Below are 25432 nucleotides of genomic sequence, written 5' to 3'. Positions count from 1 at the left end.
CTAGTGTGCCTTCGTTTGTCCTCCGGATTGTCGCGTTAATCATATTTGTGGCAGTGCTGGTGCCTGCGCTGGCGTTTTCGCCTGCGGGAGCGTCTCCGGACGAAGCGTACCGGACAGTTGCCAGGGTGATCTGCGGGGGAGTCCTCTTCCTGAGCGGCCTCGGACTGGCGGCATCTCTGGAAAATACTCTGCTTAAGGCCGGGGGCAATGCAGCCTTTAAAATGCTTTACTTCACTGCTGCCGGCATGTCCGGGGCGGGGGTCGCAGTATGTCTGTCCGCATTCTTCCCCGTAAATACAGCTATGTCGATGCTTTTCTTCTCGGTGATAGCGGTCGTTACCTGTATCATATGGCTGAGGTTTTACTATGCTGCTACAGGCTGACATCCTTTCGATGGCCGGGTATGTGGCTGCGATTCTCAGTATCGTTTCCCTGGTGCTGGCAGTACAACTGCATCGCCTGTTCAGAACCGGCCTTTCTTTCTGGTTGATGGTTACCTTCGGATCTATGGCCACGCTTGCGCTGGCTTTCTGTCTGTCAACTTTCTGCCTGGAGGTCGCCGCAGTGGCAGATTTAAGCGTGCTGGCCACAGGCTTTGCAGGATATGCTCTGTCCCGGTGGCTCCGAGAGCGGTTTGAGCTGGGGGCGAAGTATGGCGGTTAAGGAAATTGTCGATGCGGCCCGCTCTGCCCCGGGGTATTCGGGGCTGGCGATCTTTATGGGGGACGAGCCCATCTGTCTGGAACGCCTCGAGGCTGAGTATGCACACCATTTGCGCGCGCTCTACTGTCGGGTATTCGGAGCACATCAGCCAGAGGGCGAACTTATGTGCGCCGTAGCGGCAGGCTTTACCTTTTACGCATCTTGCAATGCGGGCCTCCTCGTTATTATCAGGATAAGTGGCCGGTTTAGCCCCCGGCCGGCCCTTCCCTGTGCCGAACCTGACTATGCCGAGCCTCTTACGGATGCCCTGCTGCCTTCCAGAGCAGGCGTGCGCCGGGAGGCAGAAGCTCTGCTGCGGCAGTATGATCTGTTGAGATGACTTAGCTTTTGTAATTTTTGAATTTTCAAAAAATTTAAATAGTTGCCCTGCAGATCATGTCCTGATGACCAAGTCCTACTCGGATATCCTCAGGGAACGGGAAGCGATCCTCGGCACGTTCGAGGCGCTGTTCAAAGCCCGGGGCATGGGGGATCTGCATGGCCGTGTATTCGGCGCAATCCTGCTCTCCGTCAACGAGATGACGCAGGACGAGATCAGCATGTTTACCGGCTATTCAGTGCCTGCAGTCAGCTCGGCTCTGGATGAGCTGGTGAGGGTAGGGCTGGTAAACCGGCACAAGCGACAGGATAGCCGGAAATACTATTATTCCAGCAAGGCAGACCTCGATGAGATCATGAGGACGGTGCTCAGGACGCTCCACGACGACTACGTCCAGGTCGTACTGGATCAGCTTTCGGCTGCCAGGGCCGGTGCCAGATCTGACGACGGCCCGCAGTTGAGAGAGCACATGGAAAACATCCAGAACTATGAGCGGGAGCTGAAGAACCTGGAGAACTACCTGAAGAGACTGCTGGAAGTCCCACTGGAGGAACAGTAATGATAACAGTAAACCGTTACAGGTGCGGCTATTGCGGCGCTTGTGTGGGCGCCTGCCCCAAAAACTCTATCGACCTGGTCGAGACCTTCATCGAGATCGACAAGAACTGCAACAGGTGCGGCATCTGCACTAAAGTCTGCCCGATGGGTGCGCTGGAGCTGGTGAAGGATGAAGAGTGAGTACGACGTCATCGTCGTGGGCGCCGGTCCCGGCGGCTCACTGGCAGCGAAGACCGCGGCAGAGCAGGGCCTGGACGTGCTCCTGATCGAGAAGCGGCAGGAGATCGGAGACCCCGTCAGGTGTGCCGAAGGCGTCGGCAAGGCGGGCCTCCAGGAGTTCGTGGAGCCCGACCCGAAGTGGATCAGCGCGGACATCAAGTGCGCCCGGATCTTTTCCCCGGACGGCACCATGGTCGAGCTTTCCGAGAAGATGGCGGGCAACGAAGTAGGCTTCGTGCTGGAGCGCAAGATCTTCGACCGGGAGCTGGCTAAGATGGCAGCCAAGGCAGGAGCCGAAGTCCAGGTCAAGACCCAGGCGACCGGCCTCATCATCGAGAACGGCCAGGTCTGCGGCATCACCGGCAAGCGGCACGGCGACGAATTCACCGCCCGGGCAAAGGTAGTCGTAGCGGCAGACGGCGTCGAGTCGAAGGTCGGCCGATGGGCGGGCATCAACACCACGCTGAAAATGAAAGACATCGAGACCTGCGCCCAGTTCCTGATGACGGATATCAACATCAAGCCCAACTCCTGCGACTTTTACCTCGGCAGCAAATACGCCCCCGGTGGCTACGTGTGGGTCTTCCCCAAGGGCGACCGGGAGGCTAACGTAGGCCTCGGCATGCTGGCATCTCACTACAAGGGCAAGCACCCGATCGAGTACCTCCGGGAGTTCGTCGCGGACAAGTTCCCCGAGGGCAAGATCCTCGAGACCGTCGTCGGCGCGGTGCCCGTCAGCGGCATGCTGCCCAAGCTCTCGACCGGCGGCCTCGTGCTCGTGGGAGACGCAGGCCACGTATCCGACCCGATCACCGGCGGCGGCATCATCAACGCCATGAGCAGCGGCAGGATTGCCGGCAACATCATAGCGAACTGCATCAGGGCTGGCGACGTGTCTGCAAAGGCGCTGTCCCGGTACGATGCCGAGGTCCGGGAAGCGCTGGGCAAGTCGCTGGACAAGAACTACAAGATCAAAGAAGTAGTGACCAAGGTGAGCGACAACACCATGAACGTGGCAGCTCACTCACTCCAGGGCGTCGACTTCGAGAACGTGACCGTCACCAAATTAGTCAAGGAGATCGTCACCCGGAATCCTGCCTTGCTGAAAGAGCTCGTGGGGCTTATCTGAACCCCCGCAGCTTATTTCTTTTTTCACCTGTAATTTTACCGCTTTTCGAAAAGATATCGTCGGCGCTGGAATATCTAGCATTATTACGGCTTTATTTGACAAACGCGCTCATTTATGCTTAAGTTACATTTTTGTATCAAAAACTTTATTACCCGCAAAGCAAACATCTAAATTATGAAATTAAACGATATAGTCGCTTCGATGTCGGGATACCTAACCGAACAGACGATTGTGGACTTTATCATGTTCAGCAAAGCCTTCGACGACACCCGGTACTCGGTGCTCAAGACCAAGGCCATTGATAAAGTCTCCATAGCGTTGCTAGCGGCTGCTAAAAACGGCGAACTATTCTATGATGTAGTTCAGTGGGGCGAGGAAAGCAGCGTGGCGTCCAAGGCTACGTTCTCCCGCAGGAAAGACTTCCTGGTCAACCTCAGCGTCATCCAGGAAGAAAGCGTGAAAACGCCGTTTGGCAGGCCGAAGATCCGGCTCAGGCTCAACGAGCCCAAGCTGAAAGAGTACTTCGGCATCCCGTAACTAAATTTCATACAATTTTTATTTTAATCCGGTGTAAAACAGCCTGAGCTCCGTTTCTGCAGTGATGCCGGAAATATCGCCCGTCACTGTCACCGCCCCCGGAATTCCGGCCACCACCAGCCCGTTCAGCCCTCCCCGGCCGCAGAGCACGTCCTGCTCCGGGTGAGTGCCCGGCACTATGCACGATGTCAGCCTGATTCGCTCACCCGCAGACAATACTACTGGTAAGCGCCCTGTGGCAGGGTGATTCTTCGGCAGCACCAGCAGCGGCATACCGCCCATGCTGGCAAGGTACAGCATGCACTGGATCGCTTCCTTCGCTCCCGGGCCGCCGGAAAAGCACGAGGCGGCGATGAGGTCGTCCTCCCCCAGAAACTGCACCAGCTCTTCCTTTTCAGTTTCGATGAAAACGTGCCTTAGCCTCGCCGCTTTGACGATGCCTACCGTATGGCTGCCATCGCCCAAAAATAATATTTCTCCGAAGCCGAGCTTATACTCCTGCATCACTCGATCAGCTCAACGTCTTCGCACCCGCAGGACGGGCAAGTCGGTTTCTTGCCGGCTCCCTTGAATGTGGAATCGCAATCCTTGCACTTGTATTTCCTGAACTTGATCTCGTCAAGCTCGACGTCCATAGCCATGCCTCCGCCGCTACACATCATGGCTCACCTCCTTTCGATATGGCTTATTTGAATCCCATGGTTTTAATATTTTCCGAAACCCTGTTGCGCACGTCCTGGTACAGGTCGTGCAGATGTGCATCCATAGTTACGGTCAGCGGCCCGAAGTCTTCTACTTCCAGCACCCAGACCGCCTCTGCCATCCCCAGGTCAGTCCACTCGACCCCGGCTACCCGCTTCACCATCCGGGCGCCGAGGACTGCGGCCCCTCCGGTCATTGACAGGTATACGCTGCCATGATCATGCAGCGCATGCAGGGTGCGGCTATCCATGCCTCCTTTGCCGACGATCATCCGGGCTCCATGGGCAATTACCGGGGGCTCGAGGTCGTTCATCCTGGCGCTGGTCGTCGGCCCGATAGCCACCATCTCCCATCCATCCGCCTTCTGCCGCACGATGGGTGCGCCATGAAAGATGACTGCGCCTTCGAGGGAGAACGGCAGCGGCTTCTCCCCCGAAAAGTACTCCGCCATCCGGATGTGCGCCTTATCCCTGGCAGTGATCATCGTGCCCGTTAAAAAAACCGTATCGCCGGCGTGCAGGGACCTTGCAGTTTCGGCGCTGACCGGAGTCCTCAGCCTGTGCTCCATCTCAGTCACCCCTGAACTCTGTCCGGCCGTCCGGGTAGACTCGTATCGTCGCCCTTCTCGCAGCATAACATTGTACATTCAGCCCCACCGGCAGGCTGGCAGTATGACAGCTTGCCCATTCTACGTGTACTGCCAGTGCAGTCGTCCTGCCTCCCAGGCCCATCGGGCCCACTCCCGTCCGGTTGATCAACTCCAGCAGTTCCGCTTCCAGCTTTGCCATCTCCGGATCGGCATTCTTCTCTCCGACCGGCCGCAGCAGGGCTCTTTTAGCCATCGCCATACACATGTCGGAACTGCCTCCCAGGCCCACGCCGATGATCACGGGCGGACAGGGCTTGCCCTCTGCCTTAGCGATAGTCTCTACGACAAACTTGCGGATGCCCTGCACGCCCTGAGACGGGTTCAGCATGGCCAGCGCGCTCATGTTCTCCGAGCCGGCCCCTTTAGGCATGTACGAAATCTCCATATATTCGGCATCATGGAACGAATAAGCTATGTGTGGCATATCGGTGCCCGTATTATCTCCAGTATTCGCCCTGGTCAGCGGATGCACGACGTTTTTGCGGAGCGGAACTTCTGTGGTAGCCTTTCTTACGGCTGCGGCAAGGACTTCTTCCAGCCCCTTCACCCTGAACGACCCTACAGTGACGAAGAATAACGGGATCCCGGTGTCCTGGCACATGGGCAGGGTGCATCTCCCGGCTTCCCTCACGTTCTCGATCATGGCCCGCAGTTCCCGCTTAGGGGTATCCTGCGATTCTGTCCTCTCCGCTCTCTCCAGCTCCGCAATCACTCCGGCCGGCAGCCGGGTCACCGCCCTTCTGATCAGCTCGACGGCGGCGTCCTCGATGTTCCTCTCCAGCGACATCAAGAGCAAGTAGTCCGCATGGGGCTTAAAAATTACTTAAGAGTATCCGGCCTGTCAGAAATTTTCGAGGTTTTCAGAAGATTTTTAATCCGGCACGATATTATCCGGTGTGACTATGCGAGTCTATATCGAGACGTACGGCTGCACCGCCAACGAAGCGGATTCCGCAGGCATCAGGGACGCAGTGCTGGCATCGGGTGGAGCGATCGCCTCAAGCCCGGAGGAAGCCGACGTCATCGTTGTAAACACCTGCGCCGTGACCGGCCATACTGCGAATAGCATGCTGAGGGCAGTCTCCCGCTTTCCCGGCAAAAGAGTCCTCGTGGCCGGGTGCCTGGCAGTGGCGGAGCCCGGGCGGCTTAAGGGCTACGAGTTCGTGGACGGGCCCGGCTCGCTGCCGGTCGTCCGGGCACTGGGCCTTCGGCCGGAGGCCGGGCTTTCGATTGCGATGACTGGCAGGACCGCGACCATCAAGATTGCCGAAGGGTGTAATGGCCAGTGCTCATACTGCATAGTGAGGCTCGTGAGGGGCCGCATCCGCAGCACGCCTGCCCCGGACATCGTGGAGGCCGCCCGCCGGGCGATCGCAGAAGGCGCCTCGGAGCTCTTCCTCACCTCTCAGGATTCAGGGGCTTACGGCCTGGATACGGGAGTGCGGCTACCCACACTCATACGGAGTATTGCTTCGCTTCCCGGCAACTTCAAGGTGCGCATCGGCATGATGAACCCCTTCTCGATCGCCGACATCCTGCCCGATATGGTCGATGTGCTGAACCATCCGAAGGTCTACCGGTTTGCCCATATACCTGTGCAGTCAGGGTCCGATCGAATTCTGAAGCTCATGCAGAGGCCGTATACAGAGCAGGAGTACTCGGCTATCATATCACGGCTTCGAGCCGGGGTGCCGGGGATCACCTTCTCGACAGACTACATCGTAGGCTTCCCTACCGAGACCGAAGCGGATTTCCGCCTCACGCTGGAAGATCTGCGGACTAACCGGCCGCTGAAGGTGAACATCACCCGCTTCTCCCCCCGGCCGGGCACCCCTGCGGCAGCGATGCCAGACGTGCTCGAGCGCACCAAGAAAGAACGTTCCCGTATGCTGACCGCACTGCATCACGAAGTCACCTCTCATGACCTGAAAGAAGCGGTGGGCAGCCGCAGATCCGTGCTTGTATCAGAAAAGGGCAAGCCTGGCACGGTTATCGCACGCGATCCCTCCTATAATATGGTGGTGATTGAGGAAGACCTGCCGCTGGGAACAGTGGCGAACGTGGAAATATCCGCTGCAAAGACAACTTACCTGATCGGGCGGAGAATATAGCCCCAAATCACTGGATCATCACCCCTCATTCCACGCTTATTTACATTGTAACGTAACCTAAAAATATCGGAAAATACACGCTAAATATGCTATATGGTGGCATATTGTAGCTCTAATTTGAGATCGTACGCTTATCCCGACCATTATTGTAATAATATGCTGATACATGTGCTAAAAAAGTTATTTCTTGTTAATTTTGTCTTTTTTTTACATATAGTAATCTATTTATAGATTCACTTGCAAATGTATGATATTCACTCCTTTTTAGAAGTTATTTTTATATTAAAATAATATCGATTAAGAAGCTAATTACGTTTATTTATCATGTTTTGTAACAAATTGATTAATATGGATGACAGGTAATTATAGGAATATATTTGGATTATTTCTTTTCCATTTGTTTATAACTATATTGAAGCTCAAATGATTGATTAACGAGACATAAACTTAATATCTTTGAAATGCTATATCATTATTGTTCAAGTGGTTAGAGAGAGGAATATCAATACTGATCGTTTTAGGAATTCAGCGATTGATGACCTGGCGCAGCATGGCAACAAACACTGCCTGGCTTGCGGCGAGGCTTCTCTCCACAGCCGTTATCCGGCCACTTCGGCCACTTGATATGTTTTGAAATCCTACGGGAGGAGGGAGAAAATGCCAAAATATAAGGACAAGATAGACCTGTATGATGACAAGGGAAAGCTTCTGGAGAAGGACGTTCCACTCGAGGCAGTCAGCCCGATTGTAAACCCCGCTATCCGCAAGATCGTCAACCTGACCAAGAGATCCGTCTCCGTCAGCCTTGAAGGCATCGAGAATGCCCTTAAGACTGGTAAGGTAGGCGGCAAGGGCAGGCAGGTACTGGGCAAGAGCCTGGACTTACCCCTGACCAAGGACGCAGACAAGATCGCCAAGAAGATCGAGGAACTGGTCCGCGTAACCAAGGGCGACGACACCAACGTCAAGGTCCTCGGCGGCGGCAAGAGCCTGCTCGTGCAGGTACCGACCCAGAGGATAGAAGCGGGCGCAGAGTTCGTGGCAGGCATCAGCTCTACCGCAACCGCGACCGTCGAGTCCATCCTCGAGCTGTACAAGGTTGACATGTTCGACGGTGCCTTCGTCAAGGCGGCTGTCTGGGGTATGTACCCGCAGACGATCGACCTCGAAGGCGGCAACGTCAAGTCGATTCTCGATGTCCCCCAGAAGGACGAAGGTGTCGGCTACGCACTGAGGAACATTCCGACCAACCACTGCGTCATCATCTCTAAGAGAAACGCCATGAACGCAGCTGCCCTGAACTCGATCTTCGAGCAGGCAGGCGTGTGGGAAATGGGCGATGCAATCGGTCCGTGGGAGAGGTACCAGTTAATGGGCTTCGCATACCAGGGCCTGAACGCGAACAACCTCGTATACTCCACTGTTAAGGAGAACGGCAAGAACGGCACCGTCGGTTCCGTCGTTGCCACCATCGTTGGCAAGGCCATCGAGGACAAAGTTATTAAAGTCGAGAAGACACTTCCGTCCGGATACAAGGTGTACACCACGGACGACATCCCGAAGTGGAACGCCTACGCGGCAGCCGGTGTAATGGCAGCCACGATGGTCAACTGCGGTGCACTCAGAGGCGCCCAGGCTGTGTCTTCGACTCTGCTGTACTACAACGACCTTCTCGAGAGAGAGACCGCACTTCCGGGTGTGGACTTCGGTAAGGTCCAGGGTACCGCTGTCGGCTTCTCGTTCTTCAGCCACTCGATCTACGGTGGCGGCGGACCGGGTATCTTCAACGGTAACCACGTCGTGACCAGGCACTCCAAGGGCTTCGCTGTACCTTGCGTGTCGGCAGCTTGCGCACTTGATGCAGGCACTCAGATGTTCTCGCCCGAGTCGACCTCCAAGGCAATGGAAGTCTTCGGTGAGATCCCCGAGTTCAACCAGCCGCTCGTCGCAGTAGCGAAGGGCGCCAAGGAAATCAAGGACAAGATTTAGACAGGTAACTGAACAAAGCGGAGTTTAAGAATGGTAGCGCCGGTTACCGGGAAAAATCGCCTGATGCAAATCGAGATTTTCCCCGAGCGGCTACTCAACATCGAGACTGCCCAGGCTCTGCTCAACGAGCTGAACAAGATCGGCGGGATCACCCGCATGATCGTGTACGGCCCCCGTCTCCCGAAGGATGATCCGAAAGACCTCCTGGATGGAAAGTTCGATGCCCGCGAGAAGAAATTTCTCGACATCATGGGTGAAAAAATCGAGTTGACCGTCCAGGTGGGGCGGATTTTCGTGGAGATCGAGAACCCTGGAGTAAAAGATAAAATCAACGAAGCGTGTCGAAAGACTTTGCCTTTCCCGTTCGAGATCAACGAGGGTCTCTATATCCGGACGCAGAAAACGCTGACGGACTACGTGAGAAAAGGCGGTAAAGTCGACGACATATCTGTGGGCATGTCCGATCCCGGGGCGATGCAGAAATACTCGTACTGCCCGCCGAAATCGGACGACAGAGACGAAAAACGGAGATGAAGTAAAAATGCCAATAGACCGTGAGACACAGGTTGTGGATTGCAGAGAAAGCATGGGCCTGGATAAGGGAGGAGGCCTCGCCCAGAGAGGCACCCTTTCAGAAACGGGCCGACCCGATGTGGTCGCCATCGCCATGACTCCCGGGAGGCGGCACATAACCAAGCCAGTTTGCGAGATCACCCACGGGCTCAGGAAAGAAGGCATCCAGGTATCTGTCCTGGTGCTCTATTCCGGCGGTGGCGTGCCCTCCGATGCGGAGGACGCAGCTATCGGCCACGGGCCTAAGTTCGGCTTGAACGAGAAGGAGATCGAGCAGATACGCCGGCACAAAGTGGCATTGATACATCTGGGCAACGTGAAATCTCACGTGATCTACAAAGCCAGGGACATCCTGCGTTTTGTCGACATCCCCGCAATCATCGTCTGTCAGGCCCCGGTAGACTTCGAGGACTTCGCCCGGATAGGCGTCAAGACCCGCGTGGTCCAGCCGCCCGAGGACAAAGTCGAAACACAGGGAACAGTCGTTGAGATCGTAACCGGTATCACGAGAGGTCAGACTTGTGCAAGAGACAAGCTGAACGAGATCGTGAAGCATATCATTGAACTAAACCCGCAAAAGCTCACTACAAAGTAGGAGTTGAATGATATGGCATACAAACCACAGTTCTACCCAGGTAAGACTTCTGTGGCCCAGAACCGTAAGAAGTTCATGGACCCCTCATACAAGATGGAGAAGCTCAGGAGCCTCTCCGATGATGACATCGTCATCATGCTGGGACACCGCGCTCCGGGTTCCGCATACAAGACCATCCACCCGCCCTTAACCGAGAGCAACGAGCCGGACTGCCCGATCCGCAAGCTGGTCGAGCCCACCCCCGGCGCAAAGGCAGGCGACAGGATCAGGTACAACCAGTACGCTGACTCCATGTACTTCGCCCCGATGGTCCCCTACCTCAGGTCATGGATGGCAGTCACCAGGTACAGGGGAGTAGACCCAGGCACCCTCTCCGGCAGGCAGATCATCGAAGCTCGTGAGAGAGACCTTGAGAAGATCACCAAGGAAACCTTCGAGACCGAGATGTTCGACCCCGCCAGGACATCCCTCAGAGGCTGCACTGTGCACGGCCACTCGCTCAGGCTGAACGAGAACGGCATGATGTTCGACATGCTGCAGAGGCAGGTCCTGGACAAGGACGGCACCGTCAAGGCAGTCAAGGACCAGGTCGGCGACCCGCTCGACCGCAAGGTCAACCTCGGCAAGCCCATGTCCGAAGCAGAGCTCAAGAAGAGGACGACCATCTACAGGATCGATGGCGTTTCCTTCAGGTCCGACGACGAGGTAGTTGGCTGGGTCCAGAGGATTTTCACCCTCAGGACAAAGTGCGGCTTCTACCCGAAGGTGTAAGGAGAGGTGAGCTAAATGGCAGTTAAGGAAACTCAGAAGAGATTCATCAAGGCAATGAAGAAGAAGTTCGCCGAAGAGCCGACCGCCCAGGTAACCAAGTTCAAGTACGAAGGTTACACTCAGTCCAAGAGAAAGGTCGAGTTCAAGAAGACCGGCGACGCAATCGCGAAGAAGAGAGGCATCTCCATGTACAACCCCATGGTGCACATGGGAGGTATCCCCCTCGGTCAGAGGCAGCTGATGAACTATGTAGTCAGCGGCACTGACATCGCAGTTGAAGGCGACGACCTGCACTTCGTCAACAACGCTGCAATGCAGCAGTTCTGGGATGAGATCCGCAGGACCGTCATCGTAGGCCTTGACACCGCCCACGCCACCCTCGAGAAGAGGTTAGGCAAGACCGTCACCCCTGAAACGATCAGCAACTACCTGGCAGTGCTCAACCACGCAATGCCGGGCGCAGCAGTCGTACAGGAACACATGGTCGAGACCCACCCGGGCCTCACCGACGACTGCTTCGTCAAGGTCTTCACCGGTGACGACGAGCTCGCCGACTCCATCGACAAGCAGTACGTCCTGGACATCAACAAGGCATTCCCCAAGGAGCAGGCCGCCCAGCTCAAGAAGGCTATCGGCAAGCAGCTGTTCCAGGCTGTCCACATCCCGACCATCGTAGTCAGGACTTGCGACGGTGGCACCACCTCCAGGTGGTCCGCAATGCAGATCGGCATGTCGTTCATCGACGCATACAAGATGTGCGCCGGTGAGGCAGCAGTCGCAGACCTCGCATTCGCCGCCAAGCACGCATCGGTCGTCGAGATGGGTAACCTCCTGCCCGCAAGGCGTGCCCGTGGCCCCAACGAGCCCGGTGGAGTATCCTTCGGCTTCCTGGCAGACATTGTCCAGACCCACAGGAAATACCCGGACGACCCCGTGAAGTCCTCGCTCGAGACCGTCGCATCCGGCTGCATGCTGTACGACCAGATCTGGCTCGGCAGCTACATGTCCGGCGGTGTCGGCTTCACCCAGTATGCAACCGCTGCATACACTGACGACATCCTCGATGACTTCTGCTACTACGGCTACGACTACATCAAGGGCAAGTACGGCATCGCCAAGGCGAAGCCGACCATGGACGTAGTCAACGACATCGGCACTGAAGTCACCCTGTACGGCATCGAGCAGTACGAGAAGTACCCGACCACCCTCGAGGACCACTTCGGTGGCTCGCAGAGGGCGACTGTCCTGTCCGCAGCAGCAGGTGTCACCACCTCTCTCGCGACCGGCAACGCCAACGCAGGCCTGTCGGCCTGGTACCTGTCCATGTACCTGCACAAGGAAGCATGGGGCAGGCTGGGCTTCTTCGGCTACGACCTGCAGGACCAGTGCGGTGCAACCAACGTGTTCTCCTGCAGGTCCGACGAGGGCGCAATCGATGAACTGAGAGGCCCGAACTACCCGAACTACGCAATGAACGTAGGCCACCAGGGTGGCTACACCGGTATCGCCGGCGCAGCCCACTACGGCCGTGGCGATGCGTGGGTCGCAAGCCCGCTCATCAAGATTGCCTTCGCAGACAAGAGCCTTGCCTTCGACTTCACCGAGCCGAGGAAGGAGTTTGCCCGCGGCGCAATCCGCGAGTTCATGCCGGCAGGCGAGAGATCTCTCGTCATTCCCGCAAAGTAAGGGCAGAGATATTTGGAGCCGTAAGGCTCCAACACTTTTCTTTTTTAGTTTCGTTAATTGTCTGATATTATAACATTTTTATATTACTAAATGGCACTTCTCTATGCCATTTTTTAAATTATTGTCTCGAAAGTTTTATTACTCAGCAAGCCTTTGATTAACTGATAGTTTAGCGCTAATTATGGATGTTTGTCCCAATACCGATCCATAATTATAAAATTAAAGGAGGATAACACATGGATGAATTGGCAGTTAGCCTTGGAACCCTCGCACTGATGGGCGCTTGCGCAACCATCGCGGGTGCAGCCGAGGACCTTGAATCCGACTTCGGTTCACAGTCCAACGCAAACTCGCAAGTGCAGCTGGCTCCACAGGTAGGCTATCTTCACCGTATATACAACAAAGCGGTTTGCGGTGAGCCTGTTGCCTATGGGCTTTTAGCCGCTACTGGAGCTGCTATTGCTCTGGCCCTGGCCACGGCATTTAGCCTCAACATAGTAATATCGTTAGCTCTCGGCGCTACCGTCGCAGCGCTGATGTACGGTGTATATGCTACAACGGCATATATGGGCAGGATCACCGGCCAGATGAGGTTCGGCCAGCCCGTGTATCTCGATGTATTGCTGGTAACTACACCTTCGATTATTGCACATGCATTTATTGCAACGATGGCAATCGCAACTTTCTCGTACCTTTTGAATGTTATCATTGGACAACCCTTCCCGTTCCCGATTCTGGCTCTTCTCTGGGGTATCATGACTGGCGGTATGGGCTCTGCAGTCGGTGACGTACACTACGGTGCCGAGAGGCAGTACCAGGCAAAGCCGTTCGGTATGGGCCTTCCGATCGCCAGCTCGGGCAAGATCATCCAGAAGGGCGAGGCTGGCCTCAGAAGCAGCACTGACATCGCCGGTTTCTGCGTAAAGCACGGCGGTCCGCTGACCGGTCTCGGTCTCGGCCTGACTGTCTTCGTGGACCTGTGGAGACACATCATCTTCATCGAGTTCGCGAACGGCTGGGGCGCCATGATCGCTGGCCTGATCATCGTTCTGATTATCGTCGCCTTCAACAGGATCATCGAGCTGTGGGCGAGGAAGAACTACGGCCCGTACAGGGAAGCGGAGGACTAAAACATGGATCCGTTAACTCTCGTAATTATAGTCGCATGCATCGGCCTCGGCGGACTTCTCGTCGGTCTTGGTGTCCACTTCGTGCCTGTCGGCGGCGCACCTGCCGCAATGGCGCAGGCAACCGGTATCGGTACTGGCACCACCATGCTGGCCGCATCGTCTGGTTTCCTCGGCCTGATCAGCGCAGGACTGGTAACTGAAGAAATACTCATCAACAAGATCCAGTACCCCGGATTTGCAGAAGCACTGGCTAACGGCACGCTCTTCAGCATCGCCGGCATCACCGCTAACATCGGTGCCATCGCCATCATCATCGTCGCCGGTATCATCGGCGCCATGCTGATGATCGCAATCCTCTGCGTAGTACCCAACGTACTGTACATCTTCGGACTCGGTGTCCCCCTCGCATCGGCCAAGGTCAAGTTTGACCCCGTAACCGGCGACAGGCAGGACATCTACGTCACCAAGGGTACAGAAGGCCACGGCACTCCGACCGTAGCTGTAGTAAGCTCCCTCATCGGCGGCTTCCTCGCAGGCATCGGCGGCGCTCTGACCTACCTGGCACTCCTGGCTGGCGGGTTCTCTATCGCAGCAGCAGCATTCGTCGCAATCGGCATCTTCTTCGTGAACTCCGTGCTGGCCTCGTACAACATCGCTGGTACCATCGAAGGCTTCCACGACCCCAAGTTCAAGAGGTGGCCGAGGGCATTCATCGGATGTCTCATCGCATCGGTTGTCCTGGGCATCTGGGCAGCTGCAATCATGTTCCTGATGGGGGCTTAAACAATGTCAGAACACAAGGATATTGACTGGTACACTCTCGCCGGCATAGGAATCATTGGCGGCCTGATCTGTATCTACGCTGCATATGCCCTGAACACTGTCCTCGGTGTAAGCTACTTTGCTTTCCTGGGTGCAGTAGGCGCAATTCTGGCCACCGTCTGGGGTGCAGACGCAGTCAGAAGGATCTGTAAGTTCGGTATCGGTACCGGTGTGCCGTCCATCGGCATGCTCGCTTTCGGTATGGGTCTGGCCACGACTCTGCTCGGCCTCGCCCTCGGAGACTACCTCGCAACCCACGGCCTGTCCATGGTCGTCTCGGGCATCTCCGTCGCACTGTTAGTCGCTCCTGTAGCCGCACTGATCTTCTCCCTGATCCAGGGTGCCATCATCGGCTTCATTGCACAGAACATCATCAAGATGAAGATCCCGACCATGCAGGTCGGCATGACCATGATTGCGGGTGCCGCATCCATGATTTACCTCGGCTACTCGGTCGCCATCACTGGCGGAGCATTCGACTTCGGCTCTGTGATGACCAAGGTCGTCGACACCGGCTTCATCGCCCCGCTCTTCATCGTAGGCGCTCTCCCGATGCTGCACGCGTTCAACGCTTGCATGGGTCCGGATGAGTTCCAGAAGAGGACGCTCACTCTGGCCGTCGAGGCTGCCACCATGAGCATGGTTATCTTCGGCATTCTGTCCTTCGCCGCTCCGGCATTCACCGTTGACGCAGCGACTGGCAAAGCGATTGTCGACACCAAGCTGATCACCATGCAGACCATGATCTCCAGCGTTATCACCATCGCGCTGGGCCTGATCGCCTGGTTCATCGCATACCTGGCATACTTCGGCAAGGTCAAGGAAAGCGGAGTACCTGTACTCGCCACTGGTCTCTTACCCAAGAAGGAGGAGCAGTAAATGACGGACTACGTAAAGTTACTACCAGAGTACAAGCTCTCGTACAACTACAAGACGGGTAAAGTCGAGCCCGAGGCAGGAGGCGTCGTAAAGTACAACTTCAAGCCTATCAACGAGAACCTCGACAAGCTCGACAAGTACGCAGATGACCTGATGAACTCGCTGACCCCCACTGGCCCATTCCTGGAGACATACCCCGGCAGGGAAAAGTCTCTGTACTACGCCAGCATCGGGACCAACCTGTTCTACGGCTTCATCTTTGGTGGCATAGCAGCGTTCGTATTAGTAATGCTGATACTCGCGAAGGTGATCTAATATGGTTGAAAAGAAAGAGCCAGCAAAGGGATGGCCGGTTATTAAGGGCGAGTTCGATGTTGGTGACCCGAAGAGCTGTGTTGCAGTAGCGACTGCGGGTTCCCACTTCGGCCAGTGGCCGATTAAGGCTGGTGCTGCCATTTCGGGTCCGTTCCACACTGAGAACCTGGGTATCGAGAAGATTGTGGCTAACGTTATCTCGAATCCGAACATCCGGTTTATCATTATTACCGGTGCTGAGGTTAAGGGCCACATTTCGGGCGATGCTCTGGAGTGTCTGCACAAGAATGGTCTTAAGGGCGGCAGGATTGTCGGTGCTAAGGGTGCTATTCCCTTTATTGAGAACCTTGATGACAAGGCTGTCAAGAGGTTCCAGGAGCAGGTCCAGACTGTCTACATGATTGATGTAGAGGATGAGCAGAAGATTACGGCTGCCATCAAGGACTGTATCGCTAAGGATCCCGGTGCGTTTGCCGGTGAGCCGATGCTGCTCGAGATCAAGGAAACCAAGATCGGCGAGGAAGAGGAAGAAGCCGGCGGCGAAGTTGTCGCAGGCGCAGTCCCCGCAGGCGGTGTCGTCAGCGGCATGGCCTCTGAGATCATGATGATCCAGAGCAGGATCAGGCTCATCAAGCAGGATGTCAAGGGCATCGGCTACCTGAACAAGTTCGCCATGGGCTGGTACGCAGGCAAGATGGAAGGCGTCATGATCGGCCTCGTTCTGTCCCTGCTATTGCTCGCTCTGCTGTTCCCGCAGGGAGTGGACCTATCGACATTGAGGATTAAGTAGGTGATCTAATATGGTTGAAAAGAAAGAGCCAGCAAAGGGATGGCCGGTTATTAAGGGCGAGTTCGATGTTGGTGACCCGAAGAGCTGTGTTGCAGTAGCGACTGCGGGTTCCCACTTCGGCCAGTGGCCGATTAAGGCTGGTGCTGCCATTTCGGGTCCGTTCCACACTGAGAACCTGGGTATCGAGAAGATTGTGGCTAACGTTATCTCGAATCCGAACATCCGGTTTATCATTATTACCGGTGCTGAGGTTAAGGGCCACATTTCGGGCGATGCTCTGGAGTGTCTGCACAAGAATGGTCTTAAGGGCGGCAGGATTGTCGGTGCTAAGGGTGCTATTCCCTTTATTGAGAACCTTGATGACAAGGCTGTCAAGAGGTTCCAGGAGCAGGTCCAGACTGTCTACATGATTGATGTAGAGGATGAGCAGAAGATTACGGCTGCCATCAAGGACTGTATCGCTAAGGATCCCGGTGCGTTTGCCGGTGAGCCGATGCTGCTCGAGATCAAGGAAACCAAGATCGGCGAGGAAGAGGAAGAAGCCGGCGGCGAAGTCGCAACCACCGTTGCAGCTGCCAAGCCGGACAAGGAAATTCCGCCTCTGGTAGACGACGTCTGCTACCGTGCACAGCTCTGTGCAAGAAACCAGAAGCTGACTTCTGCTGTAGGCGCAACGAAAGTCCTCGGGTTCGTCCTGGGCGCAGTCTTCGTGATTGCGTTCGTACTGATCCCCGTGTGGCTGATGGGAGGTATCTAATATGTACGTAGACCCCAAGGACTACGCAGCAGCGATCAAGAAGGTCGACGGCATCGAGGAGAAGGTGGAGTTCACCTTCGCCGAGATCCAGCAGACCGAAGGAAAGAGGTTAGGCAGAGAAGTCGGAATACTGTACGGGTTCCTGTTCGGAGCATTAATCTACATCGCGTACAGCATATTTATCCAGTTAGGACTGATTTAAGGGAGGTTTACCAATGTTCAAGTATGCAAATCAACAGAAAGTCTACGAGGTTGGTAGAGCTAAGGTAGGCGGCCAGCCGGGCGAGTACCCCACCGTACTGGCAGGTTCTATCTTCTACGGCAAGCACAAGATCGTCACCGACACCAAGACCGGTGCGTTCGACAAGGAAGTTGCAGAGAAGCTTGTCAGGCAGCAGGAAGAGATGAGCGACATCACCGGGAACCCGATCTGGCTCCAGATTGTCGCAGACTATGGCGAGGCCATGGGCAAGTACATCACCTGGTACGCAGACATCGGCAAGGACGCATTCCTCATCGACTCCACCGTCGCAGACGCGAGGGTCGCCGGCGCCAAGAAGGCTGACGAAATCGGCCTGAGCGACAGGGTCATCTACAACTCGATCAACGCCGCCGCACAGGCAGCCGAAATCGAGGCACTGCAGCCCCTGAAGTTCACCTCCGCCATCGTCCTCGGCTTCAACGCCATGGACATGTCGGTCAAGGGCAGGATGGAAATGTTCACCAAGGGCGGCGCAGGCCAGCCGAAGGGCATGCTCACCCTCGCCACCGAGAAGGGCATCACCAGGCCCCTCCTCGACGTAGCAGCAACCCCGCTCGGCAGCGGCTCCGGTGCGACCTACAGGTCCATCTTCGCTGTCAAGTCCCAGCTCGGAGAGCCTGTGGGCGGCGGCTACCACAACATCCCGTCCGCATGGGCGTGGCTGAAGAAGTTCAAGAAGCAGCCCGGCAAGGAAGGCGCATACATGCCCTCCGACATTGGCAGCAACCTCGTTGCCATCACCCTCGGCTGCGACTTCTGCCTGTACGGTCCGATCGAGCACTCCGTCGAGGTCTTCCCCGCAGTCGCCATGAACGACATCATCGTCGCAGAGGCTGCCAAGGACCTGGGCACTGTGACCGTCGACGAGCACCCGCTCAAGAAGCTGGTATAAGTATAAATGGCTGGCAGGAGACTGCCAGTTATCCTTTCTTTTTTTTAAAAATATTATCGGCTCGCTTGTTTACCATTTTACATAAATCGCCGTATCCTTTATGCCTCATTAAAGCACAAAATATATGATATCAGCGTAAAAACCATCGATAATTATTCCACGGTGATCAGGATGCAACTAAAACCATTACTCAGAAAGCTCGGCCCGAAGCCGCACATTGCTGAGAGCCCGTATCTGTCTCTCGTGTCCCAGACTTCGTCTCCAGGCATGAACTTCAAAGTCGACATAGCCAAGACCAACTATTACGTTGTTGCATCCGTCGAAATGGGTAACACTACCACCAAGTGCATTCTCACGGCCACCAACCTTGAAACGGGCAAGACTTACCTGCTCAACAAGACCGTGAAGATGTCGCGTGATGTCAGGGATCCGAAGCCCGGGGAAGAGGTGTTCGGCAAGACCCTCGACGGTCGCAGGCTCACCAGAAATTCTGTGGGCGAGATGGTCAGGGATAATCTGCTGGAATCTCTCAAAGCGGTTAACCTGTCAGTCGAGAACGATCTGAACTTCGTGGTGCGCAGCACTGGCGTCGTGGCGGGATTCGACAGCCCCGACGACGTGGGCGAGTTCATTCTGGCCCTGGCCGATGGCTGCATCCAGGCTAAAGTCCCGCCCAAGAACATGTGCCCGGCGATGAACAAGGATAACATTATCGCCAGGCTTCGTCCCTACTCATTCCTCGACAAAGTCTTCTTCGATGGCGCGGTTGCCAGTACTCTGCCTCCAGTGGGCAGCTCGGGCGTGGAGATCGTGGCTAACGAGATGGAAGGCGAACTTGCCACCGCCGGTATCAAAGAGGCTGCGAAGTGGGCTGATGTGGATTTCAGAAACCCCTGCTGCAGCATTGACTTCGGCACCACGCTCAAAGGCAGGGTCACTAACGACCAGATGCCTTACGCTAAGACTGTCGGCAGCTTCTGCGGCCTTGCAGGCGCGATTCCTGATGCCATCGTGCGCGGCACCGGCCTCGTAGACAAGAAGTACGGCAACGTGCTGGACGTGACCGGCAAGTACAAGCCCGGCGTGATTACTGAAGTGCTTAAGGATAAGGTTATCGAGGACTACGCTAAGATGGCCCACGAAATGGTTCAGATCGAGGTCGTGCCTGAAGGCCGCAAATGGTACGGCAGCGTCCCGGTCAACCCGAAAGCAGCGAAGACCAATGGCGTCGTCCTGATAGGCTGTGAAGTGGGCGAGAATGGCAAAGATCTGCCTAAGCTGAATGCTGTGGGCGAAGAGGTCTACAAAAAGCATGGTATCCAGACCCTGCTGGCCACCCTCGACCTGACCAGCGCCATGATTGCCTACCGGCTGGTCAAGACCGCCCTCGACAACAAGCTGATCACCGGCAAGACTGCGATCGGTATCACTGGCAGGGCTGGCATTACGGGCAACAAGCCGTACCTGATCGTCGAGAAGATCGGCTCGCTTGGCATCTACGACAACCCCAACGATAACATAGTCTTCTGCGACGACGGCCTGGCCAGAGGCGCAGCCGTAATGGCCCGTTGCATGAACTCCTTCGGCACCCCAAAGCACCCGATGGGCGGCAGGAGAGGCGGTAAGTGCATCCTGGCAGAACGTATGAAGCTTCAGAATAAGAAATAACGGTGTACCTATGGCCTGTCTCAACGATTACAACTACGAAATCCTGCTTTCCCACTGCACCCTCCGCCAGGGCGAGGAGTTCATCCGGTCGAAATACTGGGAAACCTACTACTTCGAGCCGGGCTTTCAGGTGCTCGGCCTTCGTACCCTTGGAGAGGGCGCGATCCCGGTAGCCATCGAGGATAACACGGACGATACCATCATCTTCACGTATACCAAGCCGTGCATGGGCACCTTCGTCCTCCGCATTCCGGGAGTTCCAGATGAGGTGAAGAGAGTCCGGACCGGCTATACCAAATCGCTCACCCTGGACCGATGGACAGGCTCGTCCGGCAAGACTGCCCGGGCAGAAGCTATTACATGTCCTCTAGACGTCTCTCTCAGGAACTTCAACTACGACATCCTGTCCCACTTCAAGACCTTCCGGGAGTGCGAAAAGTTCATCCGGTCGAAATACTGGGAAACCTACTACTTCCCCCCGGAATTCCGGGTGCTTGGCCTGCGGCCGCTGGGTAAAGATTATATACCAGTGGCTATTGACGACAAGGATGAAAATAACCTCATCTTCCCCTTCCACGACTCTACGATGGGACCGCTGGTCATCAGGATCAACGGTGTGCCCTCGGAAGTAAAGCGGGTCCGGGAGAACTACTCGAAGGACCTGACGCTGAAGAAGTGGAAAGAGACTTCATAACTTTCATCAATTGATAGGATGTGTTACTATTCCTGCTGTAAAGAAATCTTCGGCCGCTACTGGTACAGCGCCTAAAAAGGCTGCACCTGAGAAAGTCGCCAGCAAGCCTGTTAAGAGGGCTGCTGCCTCGAAGAAGGCTGCTGCGATTAAGGCACCGTCAAAGGCTACCGTATCGAAAAAGGCCGTTGCTAAGAAGGCTCCCGTTAAGGCTCCCGCTAAAGCCGCTCCTAAGGCACCTGCCGCTAAAAAGGCGCCGGCAAAAGCGCCGGCCAGGGCACCCGCCGTTAAAAAGGCCCCTGTTAAGGCTGCGGCGAAATCTCCGGCAGCTAAAAAAACAGCCCCAAAAGCTAAGGCCGCGAAGTCCGAAGGCAAGACGGTCAACGACCTGATCACCCCGAGGCCCATGGAAGTCAAGTCTATGGATGAGCTGCTGGGCATCAAGAAGTTCGAAGACACCCGCAATAAGCCGATCATCCCCGGCAAGTTCGACCTCATCCTCCCGCCCGGTACGCCCCGAAAGCTGATTCTTACCCTCGCGAAGGAGTTCGACGTCGAGCTGGTCACCAGGACCGATATCTACGTACCTATCGGCATTAGCGACATCCAGAGGGAGCTGCTGGCCATCAGGGGTGACAAGAAGACGATCAAGAAGTTCGAGAAGATCGTTCTGGAGAAGCTCGCAGAGATCGCTGCGGACACTACCGGCCCTAACGCCAGCTACGACGAGCGCATGAAGGCGAGCAAGGCCGTAAAGAAGCCTGCAGCGAAGAAGGCTTCGAAAGCCAGTGCTTAAAAAATTTTTAATGATGGGGAACCTGATCGGTTCCCTGTAGCCTTTTTAATTGTATAATCTAATTTAGCCCCCGCCTTCGCAGCTGTTGTCAGTGTAAACATCCTTGATCTTCAGGGCCTCTTCCATGTCCTTGATCTTTCTCTCCACTTCGGCGAGGTCTATCTTAACTGTATCCTCGTCTTCCTCGGCCGCTCCCTGCTCGTCTGTCACGGTCAGGTAATGCGTATCATAATAGAGCTTCGAGGTGTCGATCTGCGCAAAGGTCCTGTCTTCCTCCTTCTTCAGGTCGATAACCTTGCCCAGCGTCCTCGTGGTGATGTAGCGGACCATTGTGCCGATCTTGATGGGCTTGCCGTACAGGTCCGTCGCCGTGATCGTTTCGCTTGCCTCCATGCTATCCTCCGGAGAATAATCTAGTTTTGATATAAATAAACTTACTGCCACAGTATATGCACATACTTTCCATCTCCGATTAGAAATTATTGTCATTATTAAAATTTTAAACGGTTCCTCTGTATGAGCGTTCGCCTTTTGAACGCCTGTGTCCGTAAGAGTTCACGAAGGCAATTCACAAAGGAACTGTATCTATTTGGTCTTGAAAGTTTTCAAGTTGAGAAGATGAAAAGCTGGCTGTTATCATGCTATTGGTCGAAAATGCCGCCAGGCCCGCCAAGGGGCCAAGCCCGCCAAGAAAAACGTTTTTCATGGAACTCTGAGGTCGATCTATCTGGGCCTGGCGTGCTTGGCTCCTTGGCGTTCCATGAAAATTAGCTCTTGGCGAGCTTGGCACCTTGGCGGGCCTGGCGGTATTTTCGACTCACACAGGGCCAACTATTAATTATTCATAGCCTCTACCTGAATACCGCATTTTTCATAAGGCGAGTGCTTGGCGGCCTACAAACATAAGATCATAGCAACAGTAGACCATAATTTCATAGGACTATACTACTGGTGTCTTCTCTAAGCTGAAATGTTAACGAATACCCTGTATCGGTTTACAGGATATAATTTTCCTTCAACCCGTTCTTCTTTGATCATGTCCCAATAATCATCCAGGCGGGCATCTATTACCTTATCTCCTGAGACAATCACGTACCCCTTATGAGCCTCGAATGAAGCCACTCCGCCATTCCTGTGGCCATAGCCCGTATATCTACAAACAAATTCTACAGTTACATTATAGCGGCCTGGTACCTGTGGAGTACTGTTGTCGATATATACACGTAATGTCTCTTCTACGCCAATGGATTCGTAAGTCTCGTAGTGTATGATAAACGCCCTGGCTACCTCGATCGCATCTTCTTCCGAATATCCTGCATTAGTTAACACATCCATAACCGGTACCATCGTTGCTAATGATAGAGTCAGTACTATAATACCGGCAAAAGACCAGATGCAAAGCCTATCCATGTTAACACCTTACATGTTCGAGACATTCAATTATTTATATACCTCAATTAGGTATATAAGAGCACATGTAGCGTGATACTTAGTACAAATAATCCATTGTCTATTCTTTCACTTTTACTTTCTAACTCGTACCATTCTTATGCCTGTGCCCAAAAACTTTTATGACACTCGACAGCCTATACGCTTTTAGTTTACAGGGCAGGTGACCGGATGAAGATTACGCTGAAAGCGACGCCAAAAGGATACACGAAGGACACCCACCGGGTCGTTCCTCCGGAAGAGACTTTAAACCGGGTCGAGAAGCTCTTGCCTGACATCGGGGTTACTCGTGTGGCAGAGATCTCGGGCCTGGACCGGATTGGCATACCTGTGTACTCCGCCATCCGGCCTGGCTCGGAGAAGGGTGCTATCTCAGTCTATGCCGGTAAGGGCGCCACTCCCGTCGAGGCGAAGGTCTCGGTGATCATGGAGTCCATCGAGCGGTACTCGTCCGAGATGCATAAGCAGGACAAGAAAAAGGTGCTGGTGGGCACCTACGAGGAAGTCTCTGAGAAGCACGCCGCGGTGGACCCGCAGAGCCTGATCCTGCCCGGCCGGCTGCTGCCCGGGACTAAGCTGGAATGGTTCGATGGCTACGATTTGATTGGCAAGAAGGATGTGAAGCTGCCCTGTAACGCTGTCTTCCACCCTTATACCTCTGCCGCAGTCCGCCTGTTCAGGAGCAATACTAACGGCCTGGCATCGGGCAATACCATGGAGGAGGCGATCTTCCACGCGCTCATGGAAGTCGTTGAGCGGGACGCCCTGTCGCTGGCGGAAGCAACCCGGAACACTGGCCAGGCGATCTCTATCGATGAGGACGACGGTATTGCTTACGATCTCTACGCTAAATTCGGCAAGGCCAACATCGACGTGAAGCTCTGGTACCTGCCCACCGATACGGGCATTCCCACTGTGCTGGCGGCTGCCGACGACAAAGAGCTACTGGATCCCGCGCTGCTGGTCATGGGCGTTGGCACTCATCTCGATGCGCGGATCGCCACATTACGGGCGCTGACTGAAGTCGCACAGAGCCGGGCCACCCAGATTCACGGCGGCAGGGAAGATACGGACCGGGAAAGAATCACCCGGTCCATCGGCTACGAGCGCATGAAGCGCCTGAACAAGCACTGGTATGCCGAAGCAGCGGAAACAGTATCGCTTAAAAGCCTGCCCGACCTCTCGACCACCTCTCACAAAGGCGACATAGAGAAGTCTATCAGGCAGCTGAAGGGCATCGCTCAGGGCGTGATCGTCACCGACCTCACCCGGTCCATAGGAGTGCCTGTGGTCAGAGTCACAGTTCCCGGCCTCGAGATGTTCGCCATCGACAAGGAACGCATCGGAGACCGGTGCAAGAAAGCCTCTGTAGCGCGGGCTGCAGCGGCTGCGCCGGCCGTGAGAAAGGTCAGGCCATGATCGTTATATATACGGGCCCTACCCTGCCCGTGGAAAAAGCCCGGGCGGTCCTGGATGGGGCGAACTACCGTCCACCCATTGTCCGGGGTGACCTGAGTAAGCTGCCACGGAAGACGAAGATAGTCGGCATCATCGATGGCGTATTTTACAGCGATTCCGCCGTCGCCCACAAAGAGATCATCGAGGTCATGAAGAAGGGCGTCACAGTCGTGGGAAGCTCGAGCATGGGTGCCTTGCGGGCGGCGGAGCTTGCGGACTTCGGGATGATCGGCGTCGGCAGAATTTTCGAGTGCTACAGGTCGGGGCGGATCACCAACGACGACGAAGTCGCCGTCACCTTCAACCCCGTGACGGGGGAACAGATGTCCGAGCCCATGGTCAACGTCCGGTACCAGCTCAAGGCCGCCGAACATGCCGGCATTATTGATCCAGAAGAGCGCCGGGCAATCGTAGAGATGACCGGCCGGATCTTTTATCCGCAGCGGACTTACGAAAATATCCTGGCTAAGTCGATCGAGGCGGGAGCCATCTCCCGGGCAAAAGGAGATCGGCTGCTCGAGTTCGTGCACGAAAGCCCGCTGAACCTGAAAGCGGAAGACGCCGTCTTATTACTGGAAAAGATAAGGTCGCTCTCCTGTCTCTAACGCTTATTTGTATGCGTCGCTTTCTGGCAGGCGCTGGTTACTGGTAAAATTCGCTCATGTATTAGCGCCCTATCGGTAGCGCAGGAAGATCAGTAAGCCCCCGCATCCGAGAATGCAGGCTCCGATCAGCATGAAGTAGATTGTCGGGCTGGTCTTGACTGTTACCTCTCCCAGGGTGGTCGGCTCTGTCGGAGGCGTTGCTGCCGCATGACCGCTGGCTACTCCGATCGACGGCACTGCCAGCCCCAGAATCAACATAATCATCAGTGTAGTGATGCCTGCAGGAATGAACCTTTTTATCATACCTTAACCCCCTGGCCGGCAACGGATCACTGCTTACCCCCAAACTGGGCTGCC

General features: G+C 55.3%; 33 protein-coding genes. 26 read left to right on the top strand and 7 right to left on the bottom strand.

The features are described 5' to 3' along the window. The first annotated feature begins 5 nt into the window (after positions 1 to 5). The 7 genes from RCI_RS05385 (at position 6) to RCI_RS05355 (ending at position 3485) form a co-directional block, all read left to right on the top strand. Positions 6 to 383: a hypothetical protein gene (locus tag RCI_RS05385; RefSeq protein WP_012035385.1), complete on the top strand. Its 378-nt coding sequence runs from the start codon at positions 6 to 8 to the stop codon at positions 381 to 383. After that, positions 367 to 663, top strand: coding sequence for a hypothetical protein (locus RCI_RS05380; protein WP_048198090.1), 297 nt, complete (start codon positions 367 to 369; stop codon positions 661 to 663). The genes RCI_RS05385 and RCI_RS05380 overlap by 17 nt, the downstream gene beginning before the upstream one ends. After that, on the top strand, positions 653 to 1042 hold the full coding sequence (locus tag RCI_RS05375) for a hypothetical protein (RefSeq protein WP_048198088.1): 390 nt from the start codon (positions 653 to 655) through the stop codon (positions 1040 to 1042). The genes RCI_RS05380 and RCI_RS05375 overlap by 11 nt, the downstream gene beginning before the upstream one ends. A 64-nt stretch (positions 1043 to 1106) precedes the next feature. Beyond that, on the top strand, positions 1107 to 1601 hold the full coding sequence (locus tag RCI_RS05370; RefSeq protein ID WP_012035382.1) for a GbsR/MarR family transcriptional regulator: 495 nt from the start codon (positions 1107 to 1109) through the stop codon (positions 1599 to 1601). Beyond that, positions 1601 to 1780 (top strand): 4Fe-4S binding protein, encoded by a 180-nt coding sequence (locus RCI_RS05365; protein ID WP_012035381.1) that lies wholly within the window; start codon positions 1601 to 1603, stop codon positions 1778 to 1780. Before RCI_RS05370 ends, RCI_RS05365 begins: the two co-directional genes overlap by 1 nt. Next, complete coding sequence (locus RCI_RS05360) at positions 1770 to 2948, top strand: NAD(P)/FAD-dependent oxidoreductase (protein ID WP_012035380.1); 1179 nt, start codon at positions 1770 to 1772, stop codon at positions 2946 to 2948. Before RCI_RS05365 ends, RCI_RS05360 begins: the two co-directional genes overlap by 11 nt. Before the next feature lie 174 nt (positions 2949 to 3122). Beyond that, complete coding sequence (locus RCI_RS05355) at positions 3123 to 3485, top strand: transcriptional regulator TbsP domain-containing protein (RefSeq protein ID WP_012035379.1); 363 nt, start codon at positions 3123 to 3125, stop codon at positions 3483 to 3485. Positions 3486 to 3503: 18 nt separating this feature from the next. Here RCI_RS05355 and RCI_RS05350 read toward each other — a convergent pair whose 3' ends face one another. From RCI_RS05350 to RCI_RS05340, 4 genes are read right to left on the bottom strand one after another with little or no spacing between them, the layout of a single operon-like run. Then, positions 3504 to 3989 (bottom strand): hypothetical protein, encoded by a 486-nt coding sequence (locus tag RCI_RS05350; RefSeq protein WP_048198085.1) that lies wholly within the window; start codon positions 3987 to 3989, stop codon positions 3504 to 3506. Then, positions 3989 to 4147: a hypothetical protein gene (locus tag RCI_RS16930; protein WP_158308872.1), complete on the bottom strand. Its 159-nt coding sequence runs from the start codon at positions 4145 to 4147 to the stop codon at positions 3989 to 3991. Before RCI_RS16930 ends, RCI_RS05350 begins: the two co-directional genes overlap by 1 nt. A gap of 23 nt (positions 4148 to 4170) precedes the next feature. Continuing rightward, complete coding sequence (locus RCI_RS05345) at positions 4171 to 4755, bottom strand: FumA C-terminus/TtdB family hydratase beta subunit (protein ID WP_012035377.1); 585 nt, start codon at positions 4753 to 4755, stop codon at positions 4171 to 4173. Between the two features lies 1 nt (position 4756). Further along, entirely contained in the window at positions 4757 to 5623 is an 867-nt protein-coding gene (locus RCI_RS05340; protein WP_012035376.1) for a fumarate hydratase, read from the bottom strand. 115 nt (positions 5624 to 5738) lie between these two features. Here RCI_RS05340 and RCI_RS05335 point away from each other — a divergent pair, with 115 nt between their 5' ends. The 17 genes from RCI_RS05335 to RCI_RS16625 all read left to right on the top strand — a co-directional run bounded on the left by RCI_RS05335 (position 5739) and on the right by RCI_RS16625 (position 21563). Continuing rightward, positions 5739 to 6947 (top strand): tRNA (N(6)-L-threonylcarbamoyladenosine(37)-C(2))-methylthiotransferase, encoded by a 1209-nt coding sequence (locus RCI_RS05335; RefSeq protein ID WP_048198083.1) that lies wholly within the window; start codon positions 5739 to 5741, stop codon positions 6945 to 6947. Between the two features lie 657 nt (positions 6948 to 7604). Next, on the top strand, positions 7605 to 8936 hold the full coding sequence (gene mcrB / locus RCI_RS05330) for a coenzyme-B sulfoethylthiotransferase subunit beta (RefSeq protein ID WP_012035374.1): 1332 nt from the start codon (positions 7605 to 7607) through the stop codon (positions 8934 to 8936). Between the two features lie 30 nt (positions 8937 to 8966). Further along, positions 8967 to 9470, top strand: coding sequence for a methyl-coenzyme M reductase operon protein D (mcrD, locus tag RCI_RS05325; protein ID WP_012035373.1), 504 nt, complete (start codon positions 8967 to 8969; stop codon positions 9468 to 9470). A gap of 7 nt (positions 9471 to 9477) precedes the next feature. Continuing rightward, positions 9478 to 10104, top strand: a complete 627-nt coding sequence (mcrC, locus tag RCI_RS05320; RefSeq protein ID WP_012035372.1) for a methyl-coenzyme M reductase I operon protein C — start codon at positions 9478 to 9480, stop codon at positions 10102 to 10104. A gap of 12 nt (positions 10105 to 10116) precedes the next feature. Continuing rightward, positions 10117 to 10875 carry a coenzyme-B sulfoethylthiotransferase subunit gamma gene (gene mcrG, locus RCI_RS05315; protein WP_012035371.1) on the top strand — a complete coding sequence of 253 codons (759 nt, stop codon included), beginning with the start codon at positions 10117 to 10119 and terminating at the stop codon, positions 10873 to 10875. Positions 10876 to 10890: 15 nt separating this feature from the next. Next, positions 10891 to 12561 (top strand): coenzyme-B sulfoethylthiotransferase subunit alpha, encoded by a 1671-nt coding sequence (gene mcrA, locus RCI_RS05310; RefSeq protein WP_012035370.1) that lies wholly within the window; start codon positions 10891 to 10893, stop codon positions 12559 to 12561. Between the two features lie 236 nt (positions 12562 to 12797). Further along, positions 12798 to 13691, top strand: a complete 894-nt coding sequence (gene mtrE, locus RCI_RS05305; protein WP_012035369.1) for a tetrahydromethanopterin S-methyltransferase subunit E — start codon at positions 12798 to 12800, stop codon at positions 13689 to 13691. 3 nt (positions 13692 to 13694) lie between these two features. Beyond that, positions 13695 to 14474 carry a tetrahydromethanopterin S-methyltransferase subunit D gene (gene mtrD, locus RCI_RS05300; RefSeq protein ID WP_012035368.1) on the top strand — a complete coding sequence of 260 codons (780 nt, stop codon included), beginning with the start codon at positions 13695 to 13697 and terminating at the stop codon, positions 14472 to 14474. 3 nt (positions 14475 to 14477) lie between these two features. Beyond that, entirely contained in the window at positions 14478 to 15392 is a 915-nt protein-coding gene (gene mtrC / locus RCI_RS05295) for a tetrahydromethanopterin S-methyltransferase subunit MtrC (RefSeq protein ID WP_012035367.1), read from the top strand. Further along, positions 15393 to 15707 carry a tetrahydromethanopterin S-methyltransferase subunit MtrB gene (gene mtrB, locus RCI_RS05290; protein WP_012035366.1) on the top strand — a complete coding sequence of 105 codons (315 nt, stop codon included), beginning with the start codon at positions 15393 to 15395 and terminating at the stop codon, positions 15705 to 15707. A gap of 1 nt (position 15708) precedes the next feature. Next, entirely contained in the window at positions 15709 to 16497 is a 789-nt protein-coding gene (gene mtrA / locus RCI_RS05285) for a tetrahydromethanopterin S-methyltransferase subunit A (protein ID WP_012035365.1), read from the top strand. A gap of 10 nt (positions 16498 to 16507) precedes the next feature. Continuing rightward, entirely contained in the window at positions 16508 to 17254 is a 747-nt protein-coding gene (gene mtrA / locus RCI_RS05280) for a tetrahydromethanopterin S-methyltransferase subunit A (protein WP_012035364.1), read from the top strand. Position 17255: 1 nt separating this feature from the next. Next, complete coding sequence (gene mtrG / locus RCI_RS05275; RefSeq protein WP_012035363.1) at positions 17256 to 17456, top strand: tetrahydromethanopterin S-methyltransferase subunit MtrG; 201 nt, start codon at positions 17256 to 17258, stop codon at positions 17454 to 17456. Between the two features lie 13 nt (positions 17457 to 17469). Continuing rightward, a complete protein-coding gene (gene mtrH / locus RCI_RS05270; protein ID WP_012035362.1) occupies positions 17470 to 18408 on the top strand; it encodes a tetrahydromethanopterin S-methyltransferase subunit H in 939 nt (312 codons plus the stop codon). Between the two features lie 171 nt (positions 18409 to 18579). Further along, entirely contained in the window at positions 18580 to 20076 is a 1497-nt protein-coding gene (locus RCI_RS05265; RefSeq protein WP_012035361.1) for a methanogenesis marker 14 protein, read from the top strand. A 10-nt stretch (positions 20077 to 20086) separates the two neighbouring features. Further along, positions 20087 to 20770, top strand: coding sequence for a DUF1894 domain-containing protein (locus RCI_RS16160; RefSeq protein WP_012035360.1), 684 nt, complete (start codon positions 20087 to 20089; stop codon positions 20768 to 20770). Between the two features lie 10 nt (positions 20771 to 20780). Further along, entirely contained in the window at positions 20781 to 21563 is a 783-nt protein-coding gene (locus RCI_RS16625; protein WP_012035359.1) for a hypothetical protein, read from the top strand. A gap of 63 nt (positions 21564 to 21626) precedes the next feature. Here RCI_RS16625 and RCI_RS05245 read toward each other — a convergent pair whose 3' ends face one another. Continuing rightward, entirely contained in the window at positions 21627 to 21956 is a 330-nt protein-coding gene (locus RCI_RS05245; protein ID WP_012035358.1) for a DUF2098 domain-containing protein, read from the bottom strand. Between the two features lie 567 nt (positions 21957 to 22523). Further along, on the bottom strand, positions 22524 to 22973 hold the full coding sequence (locus RCI_RS05240; RefSeq protein WP_012035356.1) for a hypothetical protein: 450 nt from the start codon (positions 22971 to 22973) through the stop codon (positions 22524 to 22526). Between the two features lie 210 nt (positions 22974 to 23183). Here RCI_RS05240 and RCI_RS05235 point away from each other — a divergent pair, with 210 nt between their 5' ends. Both RCI_RS05235 and RCI_RS05230 read left to right on the top strand, forming a co-directional pair. Continuing rightward, positions 23184 to 24431: a YcaO-related McrA-glycine thioamidation protein gene (locus RCI_RS05235; protein WP_012035355.1), complete on the top strand. Its 1248-nt coding sequence runs from the start codon at positions 23184 to 23186 to the stop codon at positions 24429 to 24431. Next, on the top strand, positions 24428 to 25075 hold the full coding sequence (locus RCI_RS05230; RefSeq protein WP_012035354.1) for a TfuA-related McrA-glycine thioamidation protein: 648 nt from the start codon (positions 24428 to 24430) through the stop codon (positions 25073 to 25075). The genes RCI_RS05235 and RCI_RS05230 overlap by 4 nt, the downstream gene beginning before the upstream one ends. A 69-nt stretch (positions 25076 to 25144) precedes the next feature. Here the strand turns inward: RCI_RS05230 and RCI_RS05225 are convergent, their stop codons facing one another. Further along, positions 25145 to 25378 (bottom strand): hypothetical protein, encoded by a 234-nt coding sequence (locus RCI_RS05225; RefSeq protein ID WP_012035353.1) that lies wholly within the window; start codon positions 25376 to 25378, stop codon positions 25145 to 25147. Positions 25379 to 25432: the final 54 nt, after the last annotated feature.

The organism is Methanocella arvoryzae MRE50, from assembly GCF_000063445.1.
Classification (GTDB): domain Archaea; phylum Halobacteriota; class Methanocellia; order Methanocellales; family Methanocellaceae; genus Methanocella_A; species Methanocella_A arvoryzae.
This window is presented reverse-complemented; position numbering and strand designations above follow the sequence as displayed.